General features: G+C 70.4%; 13 protein-coding genes. 12 read left to right on the top strand and 1 reads right to left on the bottom strand.

Annotated features, from left to right (window positions below):
* The first annotated feature begins 30 nt into the window (after window positions 1–30).
* The 12 genes from ACIBG8_RS16510 to ACIBG8_RS16455 all read left to right on the top strand — a co-directional run bounded on the left by ACIBG8_RS16510 (window position 31) and on the right by ACIBG8_RS16455 (window position 13,501).
* Window positions 31–1,875 carry an ABC transporter ATP-binding protein gene (locus ACIBG8_RS16510; protein ID WP_397343569.1) on the top strand — a complete coding sequence of 615 codons (1,845 nt, stop codon included), beginning with the start codon at window positions 31–33 and terminating at the stop codon, window positions 1,873–1,875.
* Window positions 1,875–3,644: an ABC transporter ATP-binding protein gene (locus ACIBG8_RS16505; RefSeq protein ID WP_397343568.1), complete on the top strand. Its 1,770-nt coding sequence runs from the start codon at window positions 1,875–1,877 to the stop codon at window positions 3,642–3,644. Before ACIBG8_RS16510 ends, ACIBG8_RS16505 begins: the two co-directional genes overlap by 1 nt.
* A 349-nt stretch (window positions 3,645–3,993) precedes the next feature.
* Entirely contained in the window at window positions 3,994–4,344 is a 351-nt protein-coding gene (gene hisI, locus ACIBG8_RS16500; RefSeq protein ID WP_397343567.1) for a phosphoribosyl-AMP cyclohydrolase, read from the top strand.
* A complete protein-coding gene (locus ACIBG8_RS16495) occupies window positions 4,341–4,871 on the top strand; it encodes a Trp biosynthesis-associated membrane protein (protein ID WP_397343566.1) in 531 nt (176 codons plus the stop codon). The genes hisI and ACIBG8_RS16495 overlap by 4 nt, the downstream gene beginning before the upstream one ends.
* Window positions 4,872–5,069, top strand: a complete 198-nt coding sequence (locus tag ACIBG8_RS16490; RefSeq protein ID WP_397343565.1) for an HGxxPAAW family protein — start codon at window positions 4,872–4,874, stop codon at window positions 5,067–5,069.
* 123 nt (window positions 5,070–5,192) lie between these two features.
* Window positions 5,193–5,630 (top strand): CD225/dispanin family protein, encoded by a 438-nt coding sequence (locus ACIBG8_RS16485; protein WP_397343564.1) that lies wholly within the window; start codon window positions 5,193–5,195, stop codon window positions 5,628–5,630.
* Between the two features lie 4 nt (window positions 5,631–5,634).
* Window positions 5,635–6,066 (top strand): DUF2752 domain-containing protein, encoded by a 432-nt coding sequence (locus ACIBG8_RS16480; protein ID WP_397343563.1) that lies wholly within the window; start codon window positions 5,635–5,637, stop codon window positions 6,064–6,066.
* 112 nt (window positions 6,067–6,178) lie between these two features.
* Window positions 6,179–7,018, top strand: a complete 840-nt coding sequence (trpC, locus tag ACIBG8_RS16475; protein WP_397343562.1) for an indole-3-glycerol phosphate synthase TrpC — start codon at window positions 6,179–6,181, stop codon at window positions 7,016–7,018.
* Between the two features lie 12 nt (window positions 7,019–7,030).
* On the top strand, window positions 7,031–8,260 hold the full coding sequence (gene trpB, locus ACIBG8_RS16470; RefSeq protein ID WP_397343942.1) for a tryptophan synthase subunit beta: 1,230 nt from the start codon (window positions 7,031–7,033) through the stop codon (window positions 8,258–8,260).
* Window positions 8,257–9,054 (top strand): tryptophan synthase subunit alpha, encoded by a 798-nt coding sequence (gene trpA, locus ACIBG8_RS16465; RefSeq protein WP_397343561.1) that lies wholly within the window; start codon window positions 8,257–8,259, stop codon window positions 9,052–9,054. The genes trpB and trpA overlap by 4 nt, the downstream gene beginning before the upstream one ends.
* Complete coding sequence (locus tag ACIBG8_RS16460; protein ID WP_397343560.1) at window positions 9,051–9,536, top strand: GNAT family N-acetyltransferase; 486 nt, start codon at window positions 9,051–9,053, stop codon at window positions 9,534–9,536. The genes trpA and ACIBG8_RS16460 overlap by 4 nt, the downstream gene beginning before the upstream one ends.
* A gap of 89 nt (window positions 9,537–9,625) precedes the next feature.
* Window positions 9,626–13,501 carry an endo-alpha-N-acetylgalactosaminidase family protein gene (locus ACIBG8_RS16455; RefSeq protein ID WP_397343559.1) on the top strand — a complete coding sequence of 1,292 codons (3,876 nt, stop codon included), beginning with the start codon at window positions 9,626–9,628 and terminating at the stop codon, window positions 13,499–13,501.
* Here ACIBG8_RS16455 and ACIBG8_RS16450 read toward each other — a convergent pair.
* Complete coding sequence (locus ACIBG8_RS16450; RefSeq protein WP_397343558.1) at window positions 13,498–15,198, bottom strand: beta-galactosidase family protein; 1,701 nt, start codon at window positions 15,196–15,198, stop codon at window positions 13,498–13,500. The two genes, ACIBG8_RS16455 and ACIBG8_RS16450, sit on opposite strands and share 4 nt — an antisense overlap.
* Between the last annotated feature and the right edge of the window lie 28 nt (window positions 15,199–15,226).

The following is a 15,226-nucleotide window of genomic DNA, read 5'->3' as shown; positions in this document are numbered from 1 at the left end:
CGAGTGGCGAGCAAAGTCACCACCGCTGTCATGCGTCAAGGGCTCCGCGTACTAGGGGTGGCGATCCGTACGGAGAAGGCCGTGTTCGCGGCTGCCGTGCTGTCCAGCGCCCTGTATGGCGGAATGACCGTCGCCTCGGCGTGGGCGCTCGGCTGGGCCACGGAGAACGCCGTGCTGCCCGCCTTCTCCAAGGGTGAGATCACCTCCGGTGTGTTGTGGGCCGGAGTGCTGTTCATCATGGGGACCGCGCTGCTCAAGTCGATCGGCGTGGCCGGCCGCCGCATCTTCGCCGGGGTCCTGCAGTACCGCATGCAGGCCCGCTCCAGGCGCGACGTGACCAAGCAGTACCTGCGCCTGCCGCTGGCCTGGCACCACCAGCACCCGACCGGCCAGCTCCTGTCCAACGCCAGCTCCGACGCCGAGGCCGCGTGGGCGCCGCTCGCGCCGCTGCCCATGGCGGTCGGCGTGGTCGTGATGCTGTTCACCGCCGCGATCGGCATGCTGGTCGTCGACCCGGTGCTCGCCTTGGTCGGCTTCCTGATCTTCCCGGCCATCGCCGTACTCAACCTCGTCTACCAGCGCCGCCTCTCGCCGCTCGCCACCCGAGCGCAGCAGCTGCGCGCCGAGGTCAGCGAGATCGCGCACGAGAGCTTCGACGGCGCGCTGGTGATCAAGACGCTGGGCCGGGAGAACCTGGAGACCGAGCGGTTCCAGCGCCGCGCGCACGAGCTGCGCGACGCCAACATCGCCGTCGGCCGGGTGCGCGGGCTGTTCGACCCCATGCTGGAGGCGCTGCCGACGCTGGGCGTGCTCGCCGTCCTCATCGTCGGGGCCGTGCGGCTGTCCGGCGGTTCGATCAACTCAGGCGAGCTGGTGCAGGTCGCCTACCTGTTCACGCTGCTGTCCTTCCCGATCAGGGCGCTGGGCTGGGTGCTGGCCGAGCTGCCGCGCAGCGTCGTGGGCTGGACCCGGGTGCAGGCCGTCCTGGAGGCGACCGGCTCGATGGAGTACGGCTCGCGCAAGCTCGACAACGCCGAGCCGGCCAAGCTGGAGGTCGAGGGGCTCTCCTACTCCTACGGCGAGACCGAGGTGCTGCACGACGTCACCTTCGACGTCCCGGCCGGCCGTACGGTCGCCCTGGTCGGACCCACCGGGTCGGGCAAGTCCACGCTCGTGCAGACGCTGGTGCGCCTGGTCGACCCGGCCGAGGGCGCGGTCCGCCTCGACGGCACCGACCTGCGGGAGATCGCCTACGGCGGCATCGCGGACTCGGTGGCGCTGGTGCCACAGCAGACGTTCCTGTTCGACGACACCGTGCGCGGCAACATCACGCTCGGCCTGCCGCTGGACGACCAGGAGGTGTGGGCGTCGCTGCGGGTCGCCCAGGCCGACGGGTTCGTCAGCAGGCTGGCCTCGGGGCTGGACACGCGGGTGGGGGAGCGCGGAACGACGCTGTCCGGCGGGCAGCGGCAGCGGCTGGCGCTGGCCAGGGCGGTCGTGCGCAGCCCGCGCCTGCTGATCCTGGACGACGCGACCTCCAGCGTGGACCCGCAGGTGGAGGCCAAGATCCTGCGCGGGCTCTCCAGCCGGAGCGCAGGAGCTCCGGCGGAGAGAGCGAGGAACGATGCCAACGGAGCCGGAGCGGGCGCGACCATGGGCGCAGCGGCGTCGACGGTCGTGGTCGTCGCCTACCGGCTGGCCACGATCGCGCTGGCCGACGAGGTGGTCTACCTGGAGCACGGTTGCGTGGTCGACCGGGGCAGCCACGACGAGCTGATCGTGCGGTGCGTCGGCTACCGCAACCTGGTGACCGCCTACGAGCGGGAAGAAGCTGAACGCGCCGCCATCGATGCTGAGGAAGAGGTGAGCGCCTGATGGCTCTGCAGGGAGTGGAGCGCTCGGCGCTGGCCACCGTACGGCGTGGCCTGTCGCTGACGCCGGAGTTTCGCAACGGGCTGATCGGCACGATGGCGCTGGCCGTCGTCGCCACGGTCGGCAAGATCATCGTGCCCATCGCGGTGCAGCAGACCATCGACACCGGGCTGAAGAGCGGCACACCGGATATTCCGTACATCACGAAGGCTGTTCTGCTCTGCGCGGCTGCGGTCATCCTGACGGCCCTGGCCGGGTACGTCATGAACGTCCGGCTCTACAAGGCGACCGAGTCGTCGCTGGCGACGTTGCGCGTGCGCGGCTTCCGCCACGTGCACGACCTGTCCGTCCTCACCCAGAACACCGAGCGCCGTGGCGCACTTGTCTCCCGCGTCACCAACGACGTCGACCAGATCAGCACGTTCATGCAGTGGGGCGGGCTGATGATCATCGTCGCGTTCGGCCAGCTGTTCGTGGCCAGCGTGCTGATGTTCGTCTACTCCTGGCAGCTCACGCTGCTCGTCTGGGTCTGCTTCATCCCGCTGATGATCGCGCTGCCGCGCTTCCAGCGCTGGCTGTCGGCCGCCTACACGACCGTACGGGAGCGTACGGGCGACATGCTGTCGGCCGTCAGCGAGTCGGTCGTCGGCGCGGCCGTCATCCGCGCCTACGGCGCCGAGCGGCGCACCGCCGAGCGCGTCGACACCTCCGTCGACGCCAACAGGACGGCGCAGATCAAGGCGCAGACCATCGTCGGGTTCGTCTTCCCGCTCACCGAGATCGTGGCGGCGCTGGCCATCGCGGGCATCGTCCTGCTCGGGGTCAAGCTGGGTATCTCGGGCGACATCTCGGCGGGCAAGCTGGTGGCGTTCCTGTTCCTGGTGACGTTGTTCGTGTCGCCGCTGCAGATCGCGACCGAGGTGCTCAACGAGGCGCAGAACGCCGTCGCCGGGTGGCGGCGCATCCTGGGCGTCCTGGACACGCCGCCCGACGTGGCCGACCCGGGGGAGTCCGGGGTCGAGCTGCCGCGCGGGCCGATCTCGGTGGCGTTCGAGGACGTGCACTTCAACTACCCGGGCGGCGCGCCGGTGCTGCGCGAGCTGTCGCTGACCATCCCGCCGCGCTCGCGCATCGCGGTGGTCGGCGAGACGGGGTCGGGCAAGACGACGTTCGCGAAGCTGCTCACGCGGCTGATGGACCCGGTGTCGGGTCGGGTAACGATCGACGGCTCTGACCTGCGTGAGGTGCGGTTCTCCTCGCTGCGGGAGCGGATCGTGATGGTGCCGCAGGACGGGTTCCTGTTCGACGGGACATTGGCGGACAACATCCGGTACGGCAAGCCGTCGGCGACGGTCGCGGAGATCGAGCTGGCGCTGACCGAGCTGGGGCTGGCGGACTGGCTGGAGGGGCTGCCCAACGGGCTGTCCACGGCGGTCGGGCAGCGGGGGGAGTCGTTGTCTGCGGGGGAGCGGCAGTTGGTGGCGTTGGCGCGGGCGTATCTGGCCGACCCTGACCTGCTGCTGCTGGACGAGGCGACGTCGGCTGTGGACCCGGCTACGGAGGTACGGCTGGCGCGGGCGTTGGAGGGGGTTACGCGGGGGCGTACGGCTGTGTCGATCGCGCACCGGCTGTCGACGGCGGAGAACGCCGACGAGGTGCTGGTCTTCGACGCGGGCCAGCTGGTGCAGCGCGGCTCCCACGCGGACCTGGTCTCCGAGCCAGGTGTGTACGCCGACCTGCACGCCTCCTGGATCTCCGCCGCCCATTCCTAACCACCGCCCCACCGCTCACCCGCCCGCCCGCCCACCCACCCATCCACACGCCTCGCCCCGTCCCGCCTCGCCCGCGTGCGCCGCCCTTCTGACCCCAGCCCCGAGCCGGGGTCGGCAAGGCGGCGCGCCCCGGCCGTGCGTGGCCCTGGGGCGCTCCGAGGGCCCTCGCTCCGGCACCCCGCTCCTGTCCTGGGGTCCGCAAGGGCAGGGGAAGGGGTGCGCCTTCGGGCCCGTGTGAGGGCACTCGCTCCGTGTGTTCCTACCGAGAGCAGGAGCGAGGAGGGCCGGAGTCTTTGGACCCTCACCCGCGTGCAGGGTGGGGCGGGGACTGTCGGGTCCCTGCGGCACAATGAACGGCATGTCTCTTGACCCCAAGGTCGCCGAACGGCTCAAGCGCAACCCCGACGGCCTGGTCCCCGCCATCGTCCAGCAGCACGACACCGGCGAGGTGCTCATGCTCGCCTGGATGGACGACGAGGCGCTGCACCGCACGCTCACCACGGGCAGAGGCACCTACTGGTCGCGCAGCCGCGGGGAATACTGGGTGAAGGGCGCCACCTCCGGAAACGTCCAGCACGTCAAACACGTCGCGCTCGACTGCGACGGCGACACGATCCTGGTGAAGGTCGACCAGGTCGGCGCCGCCTGCCACACGGGTGACCGTACCTGCTTCGACGCCGGCGACCTCGAGGTGTCATGAGGAGGGAACTGACCGCCTGGATCGCCCTCACCGTGCTCGGCAGCGTGCTCGTCCTGTGGGCCTCCGGGCGCGCATGGGTCGAGTCGAGTACGGCGGGGCCGGGGGTGATCACCGCCTCCGGGAGTGAACTGAGTCCCGTGCTCACCCCGCTGGCCCTGGCCGTGCTCGCCGGGGTGGTGGCGGTGCTGGCCACCAAGGGCCTGGCCAGACGGCTGGTCGGCGCGCTGGTGGCGCTGTGCGGAGCGGGCGCCGCCGTCGCCGCCTGGCGGGCCACGGACACCGTCACGGTCCTGGACGCGGTCGGTGGAAAGATCACCGCGTGGGACACCACCGTCTGGCAGTGGGTGGCGGTCCTCGGCGGCGTGCTGATGGCGGCCGCCGGTGTGCTGGCCGTACTCCGCGGTAGCCGGTGGACCGGCATGTCGGGCCGGTACGATCGCCCAGGACCGCGCGAGGCCCGCCAGGACGACCGGTCCCTGTGGGACGCCCTCGACCGCGGTGACGATCCCACTTCCGAGGAGCACTAGATGGCCGATCACGACCACGGCAACACCCCAGCGGCCTGGACGGCGGTTTCGATCATGATGGTCGGTTCCGTGGTGAGCGGGATCGGCCTGATCGCCGGGTCCACCCTCTCCTTCGCCGCCGGGCTGGCCGTCGTGGCGGCGGGCGCTGCGGTGGGCAAGGTCATGCAGATGATGGGCCTCGGCAAGCAACCGGCGTGAGCCGTTCTTGCAATCCTGTTACAGATTGTCCACGCACTAGGCGTTTCTCCACGTGGATAGTGCTTTGTCGCTATGCTGCCGGGCGCAACTCGCCACACGATGACGACATGAGGAGTCATTAAAATGAGCTATGGGAACCAGGGCGGCAGCGGGGGTTACGGTGCCCAGCCCCCCGGCAGCGGGGGCTACGGCGCTCAGCCGCCCGGTGGCGGCGGTTACGGCGCCCCGCCGCCCGGCAGCGGCGGCTACGGCCCGCCCCCCGGCGGCTACGGCCAGCCCGGCGGTTACGGCGCCCCGCAGACCCCGCCCAACAACCACCTGGTCATGGCCATCCTGACCACGATCCTGTGCTGCCTCCCGCTGGGCATCGTCTCGATCGTGTTCTCCAGCCAGGTGAACTCCAAGTGGGCCGCGGGCGACTACCAGGGCGCCATCGACTCCGCGGAGAAGGCCAAGAAGTGGTGGATCGCCTCCCTCGCCACGGGCGTGGTCGTGGGCATCCTCTACATCATCCTCGTGGTGGGTCTCGGCATCTTCAGCGCCTCGACTTCGGGATACTGATGGCATGAGCTTGACGAGCGCCGAGCGGCGCGGCACGGACCGGCTGAAGTCCCTGCTGGCGCCGCTCGGGGTCGCCGCGGCCACCGGCGCCGTGGTGGCGTACGTCGGCTCGGTCGACCCCAACGAGGCAGGTCACTACCCGACCTGCCCCTTCCTGTTCCTGACCGGGCTCTACTGCCCGGGTTGCGGCTCGCTGCGCGCCATCCACGCGCTCGCGCACCTCGACGTGGTCGGTGCGCTGGACATGAACCCGCTGGCCGTGGCCGTACTCCCGTTCCTGCTCTTCTGGTGGGTCAGGTGGCTGGTGCGTTCCTGGCAGGGACGGCCGAGCCGGACGAACCTCGCGCACCCCAACTGGGTATGGGGCTTCCTGGCGGTCGTCATCCTTTATTGGATCGTCCGAAATCTGCCCTTTGGCGCCTTTCTTGCGCCTTAAGCGCAACCCTGTGGTGAGCTGGCCTCGGTGGGGCCGATACCATCGCAAGAAGGCCGGGTGACGTGACTCCTCAGCCACCCCCAACATCGTCGACCGGAGGGATCCCAAGCGCGTGAGTGAGCGGATCGAAGGGCCCAGTGTGCTCGACGACATCCTCGACGGGGTGCGCGCCGATCTGGCAGCACGGCAGCAGGAAGTCTCGCTCGAGCAGCTCAAGGAGCGCGCCGAGCGCGCGCCCTCGCCCAGAGACGCCTATGCGGCGCTGGGCGGCGAGCGGGTCTCGGTCATCGCGGAGGTCAAGCGCTCCAGCCCGTCCAAGGGCGCGCTCGCCGCGATCGCCGACCCAGCCGCGCTGGCGGCCGACTACGAGCAGGGCGGGGCGCACGTCATCAGCGTCCTGACCGAGCGGCGCCGCTTCGGCGGCAGCCTCGACGACCTGGCGGCCGTGCGCGCCCGGGTCGACATCCCCATTCTTCGCAAAGACTTCATCGTCACCTCCTACCAGCTGTGGGAGGCCAGGGCTTACGGCGCCGACCTCGCGCTGCTCATGGTCGTCTCCCTGGAGCAGGAGGCCCTGGTGTCGCTGATCGAACGGGCCGAGTCCATCGGGCTCACCCCGCTCGTCGAGGTGCACACCGAGGAGGAGCTGGAGCGGGCGCTCGCCGCCGGCGCCAGGATCATCGGGATCAACGCCCGCAACCTGAAGACGCTCGAGGTCGACCGCGACGTCTTCGCCAAGCTGGCGCCGAAGATCCCCGACGACGTCATCAAGATCGCCGAGTCGGGAGTGCGCGGCCCGCACGACCTGCTCGCCTACGCCAGGGCCGGCGCGGACGCCGTGCTCGTGGGCGAGAGCCTGGTCACCGGCAAGGACCCGAGAAAGGCTGTGGAGGCGCTGGTCACGGCCGGCGCCCACCCCGCGACGCGCCCCGACCACACCGCAGAGGGATAATCAGTGAGCGAGATCCTCACCCCCGCCGACCTGGCGGGCAACGGCGCCTACGGCAACGACCCGGATCTGCACGGCAAGTTCGGCATCTTCGGCGGCCGCTACGTGCCCGAGGCGCTCATCCCGGCGCTCGACGAGGTGGCCGCGACGTATGAGAAGGCCAAGAACGACGTCGGCTTCATCCGCGAGTTCGACCACCTGCTGCGCACCTACGCCGGGCGGCCGACCACGCTGACCGACGTGGCCCGCTTCAGCGAGCAGGCCGGCGGCGCGCGGATCATCCTCAAGCGCGAGGACCTCACGCACACCGGCGCACACAAGATCAACAACGTGCTCGGTCAGGCCCTGCTGACCAAGCGCCTGGGCAAGAAGCGCGTCATCGCCGAGACCGGCGCAGGACAGCACGGGGTGGCCACGGCCACCGCCGCCGCCCTGATGGGCCTGGAGTGCGTCATCTACATGGGCGCGGTCGACTGCGAGCGCCAGGCGCTCAACGTGGCCAGGATGAAGCTGCTCGGCGCCACCGTCGTCCCGGTGACGAACGGCTCGCAGACGCTGAAGGACGCCATCAACGAGGCGTTCCGCGACTGGGTGACCAATGTCGACACCACCCACTACCTGTTCGGCACCGTGGCCGGCCCGCACCCCTTCCCGGAGATCGTGCGCGACTTCGCCCGCATCATCGGGGTCGAGGCGCGCCGCCAGATGCTGGAGCTGACCGGCAAGCTGCCCGACGCCATCTGCGCCGCTGTCGGGGGCGGCAGCAACGCCATCGGCATCTTCCACGCCTTCCTCGGCGACAAGGACGTGGCGCTGCACGGCTACGAGGCCGCCGGGCGCGGCCTGGAGACGGGCGAGCACGCGCTCACCCTGACCGCCGGTTCGATTGGCGTGCTGCACGGCTCGCGCACCTACGTGCTGCAGGACGACGAGGGCCAGACGATCGAGTCGCACTCGATCTCGGCCGGTCTTGACTATCCGGGCGTCGGCCCAGAGCACGCCTGGCTCAAGGACAGCGGCCGCGCCACCTACCACGGCATCTCCGACGCCGAGGCCATGGACGCCTTCTCCCTGCTGGCCAGGACCGAGGGCATCATCCCCGCGATCGAGTCCTCGCACGCCCTGGCCGGCGCGCTGAAGCTGGGACGCGAGCTCGGTCCCGAGGCTACGATCTTGGTCAACCTGTCGGGCCGCGGTGACAAGGACATGGGCACCGCCATGAAGTACTTCGGACTGGGGTCATGACTACGCTGAAGGACGTCTTCGCCAAGGCGAAGGCCGAAAACCGCGCCGCGCTCATCGGCTACCTGCCCGCCGGGTTCCCGACCAAGGAGGGCGCGATCAAGGCGGCCACCGCCATGGTCGAGGCGGGCTGCGACGTCATCGAGATCGGCCTGCCCTACTCCGACCCGCTCATGGACGGTCCCACCATCCAGGACGCGGTGCACCTGGCGCTGAGCAACGGCACCCGCATCGCCGACGTGATGCGCACGGTCGAGGGCGTGGCGGCCAGCGGAGCGGCGACGCTCGTCATGACCTACTGGAACCCCATCGACCGCTACGGCGCGGCCAGGTTCGCCCAGGACCTCGCCAGCGCGGGCGGCTGCGGGACGATCACCCCTGACCTGACGCCCGAGGAGTCGGAGCCGTGGCGGCAGGCCTCGGCCGACGCCGGCATCGACACCGTCTTCCTGGTCGCGCCGAGCTCCACGCCCGAGCGCATCAAGGCGGTCACCGACTGCTGCACCGGCTTCGTCTACGCCGCCTCGCTCATGGGCATCACCGGCGCCCGCGACACGGTCAACGCCGCGGCCGAGGGGCTGGTGGCCCGCACCCGCGAGCACACCGACCTGCCGGTCTGCGTGGGCCTGGGCATCGGCACCGGCAGGCAGGCCGCCGAGGTGGCCGGTTACGCCGACGGCGTCATCGTCGGCTCGGCCTACATCCGCCGCCTGCTCGACGCCCCCGACGAGGCCGCCGGCCTGGCGGCGGTGTCGGAGCTGGGCCGCGAGCTGGCCGAGGGCGTCCGCCGCCCGTGAGGTTCGTCGACCTGGCCGAGAGGGAGATGACCGCCCTCCTCTCCGGTGAGCTGCCCATGCCCGGTCTCAGTGACTACTTCCTTGACGACCGGGCGCAGTGGTTGTGGCGCTACCGGCTCGGCCAGATGGCCGCCGACCCGGCCAACACCGCCTGGATGGTACGGCTGGCCGCCTACGACTCCGACGGGATGGCCGTGGGCCACTGCGGCTTCCACGGGCCGCCGGACGAGCACGGCATGGTCGAGATCGGCTACTCGGTCGCGCCCGAGTTCCGCCGCAGGGGGTACGGCAGAGCCATGCTCGTCGAGCTGCTGCGCCGGGCCGCGGCCGATCCGGGGGTCGCCGTCGTTCGGGCGACGATCGCGCCGGACAACGTGGCCTCGCTCGCCACGATCGCTGGGTTCGGCTTCGTGGAGACCGGCGAGCAATGGGACGAGGAAGACGGGCGCGAGATCATCTTCGAGGTGGCGCCCGCGCGCTAAGTGCAAGCACTGCGCCTGTTTGTCCATGGCTCTGGTGTGGTCCGCGCGGCCATCGTTGCGGCACACCAGATGCCTAGGAAAGGACGCTGATGCGTCGAGTTTCCGCTGCCCTCGTCGGCGTGCTCGCCTTAGCCCTTCCGGCCACCGCCACGGCAGAAACCGCGGCACAGCCGGACCCCGCAGCGACGAGCAGCCCGGCCGCGGGCGCCCCAACGCCGAGTGACGCGCCGCCCGACGTGCGCACCGCCGTACCGACCCCGTCACAGCAGGCGCCGACGGCCACCGCGAGCATCCCGGCCGTGGCGCCCACCACGGTCGCCGCCCCTGAAGTGGTGGCCTCGGAGCGGCTCAAGGTGGAGCTGGACCCGGCCTTTCCCCGCGTCCTGACCTACACCGACCTCGCGACCGGCGCCCAGCTGGGCGCCAGCACCACCCCGGTGGCGAGCGTCGTGCTGAACGGCAAGCCGTACCAGGTCAGTGCGGCCCTGACCGCCAACGACGGCAAGCAGGCCAGCTATACCCTGAAATTTCAGGACCTGGTGGGGGTTGAGCTGGACGCCTCCATCGGCGTCAACGACCGGGTGACCACCTTCAGGATCGACGCCGTCAGAGACACTGAGGCGTTCCGGGTCGGCACCATCGACATCCCCGGCCACGACCTCGTCTCCGTGGGCGCTGGCGGCGCGACCGCGTTCACCAGGCTCGACCCCAACTCCACCCGCACCGCCGACGTCTTCACCCAGGTCACCCCGCAGACCCCGGCAGAGGCGGCCCCGGCAGGAGCGGCGTACGCGATCGTCAGCACCGATCGCCTGGCCGCCGCGATCGAGTCCAACTCCACCTACGACAAGCCGAGCGGCCCCACCGACAGGGACGCCGCCCGCTTCTGGCACCAGGCGCGCAAGGACGCGGCGGGCAACGTCAGGGTCGGCGTGTGGAGCGGCCAGTGGACCTACCGGGCCACCACGGCGCCCTTCACCGAGGAGCTCCCGTGGACCAAGGTCGTCGTCACCCCCGACGCCAACGGTGACGGCGCGGTCGACTGGCAGGACGGCGCGATCGCCTTCCGCACCGTCGGCGTCAAGCCGCTGGGCGCCGACCAGACGAAGGACCGGGTGGTCGCGCACATCCCGTTCAACTTCGCCAGCCAGGCCACCCACCCGTTCCTGCGCACCCTCGACGACGTCAAGCGCATCTCGCTGTCGACCGACGGCCTGGGCCAGTTCGTGCTGCTCAAGGGCTACCAGTCGGAGGGCCACGACTCGGCCCACCCCGACTACGGCGGCAACTACAACAAGCGAGCCGGAGGCCTGGGCGACCTCAACGAGCTGCTGAAGAAGGGCAAGGGCTGGGGCGCGACGTTCGGCGTGCACGTCAACGCGACCGAGGCGTACGCCGAGGCGAAGGCGTTCGACGAGACGCTCGTCGACAGGAACGCGCGCGGCTGGGACTGGCTCGGCCAGTCGTACTACATCAACCAGCGCCGCGACCTGGCCAGCGGCGACCTGGCCAGGCGCTTCAAGCAGCTGCGCGAGGAGACCGACCCCAACCTCGCCCTCGTCTACCTCGACGTCTACTACAGCCACGGCTGGATCGGCGACCGCACCCAGGCCGAGCTGCGCAAGCAGGGCTGGCAGGTGGCCAGCGAGTGGTCGGACAAGCTGGAGCGCTCGTCCCTGTGGTCGCACTGGGCCAACGACCTCAACTACGGCGGAGCCGACAACAAGGGCCTGAACTCGCAGATCATCAGGTTCATCCGCAACGACCAGAAGGACGTCTGGAACACCCACCCGATCCTCGGCAACGCCAGGATCGAGGACTTCGAGGGCTGGACCGGGCACAACGACTGGAACAAGTTCCTGAAGAACATCTGGGAGAACAACCTCCCGGCCAAGTTCCTCCAGCACTACCCGATCATGGACTGGAACTCCAACGAGATCGTTTTCGAGGGCAACGTCAGAGGCACCTTCACCAACGGCAGGCGGGAGCTGTTCGTCGGGCAGGACAAGGTCCTCGACGGCGGCACATACCTGCTGCCGTGGGACGGCAAGTACTACCACTACAACCCGACCGGCGGCGCGACCACCTGGAACGCCGCCGGGAAGATGCGCCTCTACAAGCTCACCGACCAGGGCAGGGTCGCGCTCGGCCAGGTCGCGCCGGTGAACGGCCAGATCACCCTGCAGGCCGAGCCAGGCGTGCCGTACGTCCTATATCCGGACAAGCCCGCCAAGTCCGAGAAGCCGGAATGGGGCGAGGGCACCGACGTCGTCGACCCGGGCTTCAACGACGACGCGCTGCGCAAGTGGGACACCACCGGCGCGGTGTCGATCGAGAAGAGCGCGACCGGCCAGCGCGTCGCGTTGCTCGGACCCGGCCAGCCCGCCGCCATCGAGCAGAACCTCAAGGGCCTGACCCCCGGCCAGACCTACAGCGCCTCCGCGTGGATCGAGGTGGAACCGGGCAGGAGCCGCCGCACCACCGTGGAGATCGGCGACCAGCGCGTCGCCTTCGACCGGTCGACGGCGAGGAACTACGTCGCGGCCGACGAGAAGCACGGCACGTTCTTCCAGCGCGTCAAGGTCGTCTTCACCGCGAGGAAGAGCCACGCCGTCCTCAGGATCGGCGCGGAAGCGGGCGAGGCGGCCGTCCGGGTCGACGACGTCAGGCTGGTCACCACGGAACCGGTGACCGCGACCGAGGGCTTCGAACACGTCGACCAGGGCTGGGGCCCCTTCGTCAAGGGCGACGCGGGCGGCAGCACCGACCCGCGCACGCACCTGGCGCAGAAGCACGTCCCGTACACGCAGGCCGGATGGAACGGCAAGCTCGTCGACGACGTGCTCGGCGGCGAGGAGTCGCTCAAGGCGCACGAGGAGCGCAGGGGCATGGTCTACAGGACCGCCCCCTGGACGGCGCGTTTCGAGCCCGGCCACGCCTACGAGGTGTCCTTCGACTACCAGGCCGCCCTGCCCGGCACCTACGCCTGGGTCACCGGCTACGACAAGAACGGCACGTCCGTCGAGATCAGGCAGACCCCGATCGAGCAGCGACGCACCACGGCCCGCTTCTCCGAGCGCGTCGTGGCCGGGTGCGGCGACGTCTTCGTCGGCCTGCGCTCGTTGCAGGCCGAGCGCGACGGCGCCGACTTCGTGCTCGACGACTTCGCCGTCAAGGACCTGGGCCCGGCCCAGGAGCAGCTCGCTTGCGCCTCCCTGCGGGTGACCCCGCCGGGCGAGACGGTCGAGCAGGGCACCGCCAACGACGTCACCACGACCTTCACGAACATGGAGGATGTGGCCGCAACCGACGTCAAGGTCACGCTGGCCGTACCGGAGGGCTGGACGGTCACGGGCGACGGAACGGCGGCGAAAGTCGAGCCCGGCGGCGAGCTGGCCACCACATGGAAGGTCACCCCGCCCATCGACGCCCCCTACCAGGCATATCCGCTGAAGGCCACGGTCACCTATCAGGGCAAGTCACTCCAGGCGGCCGCAACCGTCAGGACCATGCCGCCGCCGCCCACCGCCGACGCGTACGTCAGCGACGTCGACTGGGTGTCGTCGGCCAACGGCTGGGGACCGGTCGAGCGCGACCTGTCCAACGGCGAGCAGGGCAGCGGGGACGGCAAGCCGATCACGATCGGCGGCCGGGCCTTCGCCAAGGGCCTCGGCACCCACGCTCCCGCCACGGTCCGCTACTTCCTCGGCGGGCGCTGCACGGCGCTGCACGCCTGGGTGGGCGTGGACGACGTGCAGGCCACCCGCGGCTCTGTGCAGTTCACCGTCAAGGCGGACGGCGCGCAGGTGGCGCAGACGCCGGTGCTCAAGGCGGCGGACGCCGCCTACGAGCTGAAGGCCGACCTGACCGGCGCCCGCTACGTCGACCTGGTGGTCGGCGACGGCGGCGACGGCAACGGCAACGACCACGCCGACTGGGGCGACGCCCGCCTCACCTGCGGCTAGCCGAGGTCGGGCGCCGAGCGGATCTCCAGCTCGGCGCCCGCCCTGTCCAGCTCCAGCACGACCAGCTCGTTCGTCCCCGCCCGCAGCAGCGGCGCGGGGACGTACAGCGTGCGCTGCGGCCCGCGCTCCCAGTAGCGGCCCAGCAGGAACCCGTTCACCCACACGTAGCCCTTGCCCCAGCCGGGCAGCGCCAGGAACGCGTCACCGGGCTCGGCCACCTCCAGCGCGGCGCGGAAGTAGGAGCGCGGCTCGCCGGTGAACCCGGGCTCGAAGACCAGCTTGGAGATGTCGTCGACCGGGATCGGGACGGCCGAGACGCCGTTGAGGTACTGCTGGGTGTGCAGGATCCCGCCCAGGATGCCCTTGCCCTCGCCCAGCTTGGGGCCGTAGTTGGTCCTGCCCATCGACTCGACCAGCAGCTCGATCTCGGCGGGCCCGCCGATCTCCACGACCGGCGCCTCGACGTCCCGCTCCAGCACCGCGGTCAGCTCGCCGTCCACGAACAGGTGGGCGCGGTCGTGCAGGCCGTCCACGGTCAGCTTGTACGGCTGGCGCGGTCCTGGGACGCGCGTGCCGTACAGGACCAGGCCGTGCTCCAGGCCCAGCTCCTCGAAGGTGGGCGGCGTCGGCCAGAGCGACGCCTCGCCGAGCGTGTCGCGCAGCCGTACGGACCCGGTGATCGCGAGCGTCGACGACGGCAGCGCGGCAGGTGTCTCGGGGACATCGGGGATGTCCGCGTTGTACTGGCTGAACACCTCGCGGAACAGCCAGAACTTCTCCGTCGGCGCGCCGCGCTCGTCGATCGGCGCGTCGTAGTCGTAGGAGGTGACCGTGGGGCGGTGCTCCTCGTGGCGGTTGGCGCCCGCCCAGGTGCCGAAGTTGGTGCCGCCGTGCGCCATGTAGACGTTCACCGAGCCGCCCGCGGCCAGGATGCGCTCCAGCGTGTCCGCGGCGTCGGCCGGGTCGCGCCTGTGGTGCTCGTGGCCCCAGTGGTCGAACCAGCCACACCAGAACTCCATGCAGAACAACGGGTCGTCCGGACGGAACTCGCGCAGCGTCGCGAACGCCTTCTCCGGCTCCGAGCCGAAGTTGACCGTGGCCAGCGCGCCGGGCAGCGTACCGCCGGTGAGGTAGTAGTCGGCAGGGCCGTCCGAGGTGAACAGCGGCACCTCGATCCCGTGCCCGATCAGCTCGTCGGCCAGATGCCGCAGGTAGGCCTGGTCGCTGCCGTAGGAGCCGTACTCGTTCTCGATCTGCACCATGATCACGTTGCCGCCCCTGGTGACCTGGCGCTCGGCCACCGACGGCAGCAGTTCGCCGAAGAAGCGGTCGACGTAGGCGAGGTACTCCGGGTCGCTGGTCCTGAGGCGCCCGGTCAGCCAGGACGGCAGCCCGCCGTTGTCCCATTCGGCGCAGATGTACGGCCCGGGCCGCACGATCGCCAGCAACCCCTCCTCCGCAGCCGCGTCGAGGAACGCGCCCAGCTCGTCCATCCGCTGGAACTCGCCGGAACGCGGCTCGTGCAGGTTCCACGGCACGTACGTCTCCACCGTGTTGAGCCCCATCGCCCGCAGCATCCGCAGGCGGTGCCGCCACTGCTCGGGCAGGACCCGGAAGTAGTGGAGCGCCCCGGAGAGCACCCGGAACTCCTGGCCGTCCAGGCGGAACGTTCCACCCTCGATCGCGAACTGTCGCATAAGTGTCCTTACGATATGGTTCTTCAGC

The sequence above is a fragment of the Nonomuraea sp. NPDC050556 genome, from assembly GCF_044457355.1.
GTDB lineage: Bacteria > Actinomycetota > Actinomycetes > Streptosporangiales > Streptosporangiaceae > Nonomuraea.
This window is presented reverse-complemented; position numbering and strand designations above follow the sequence as displayed.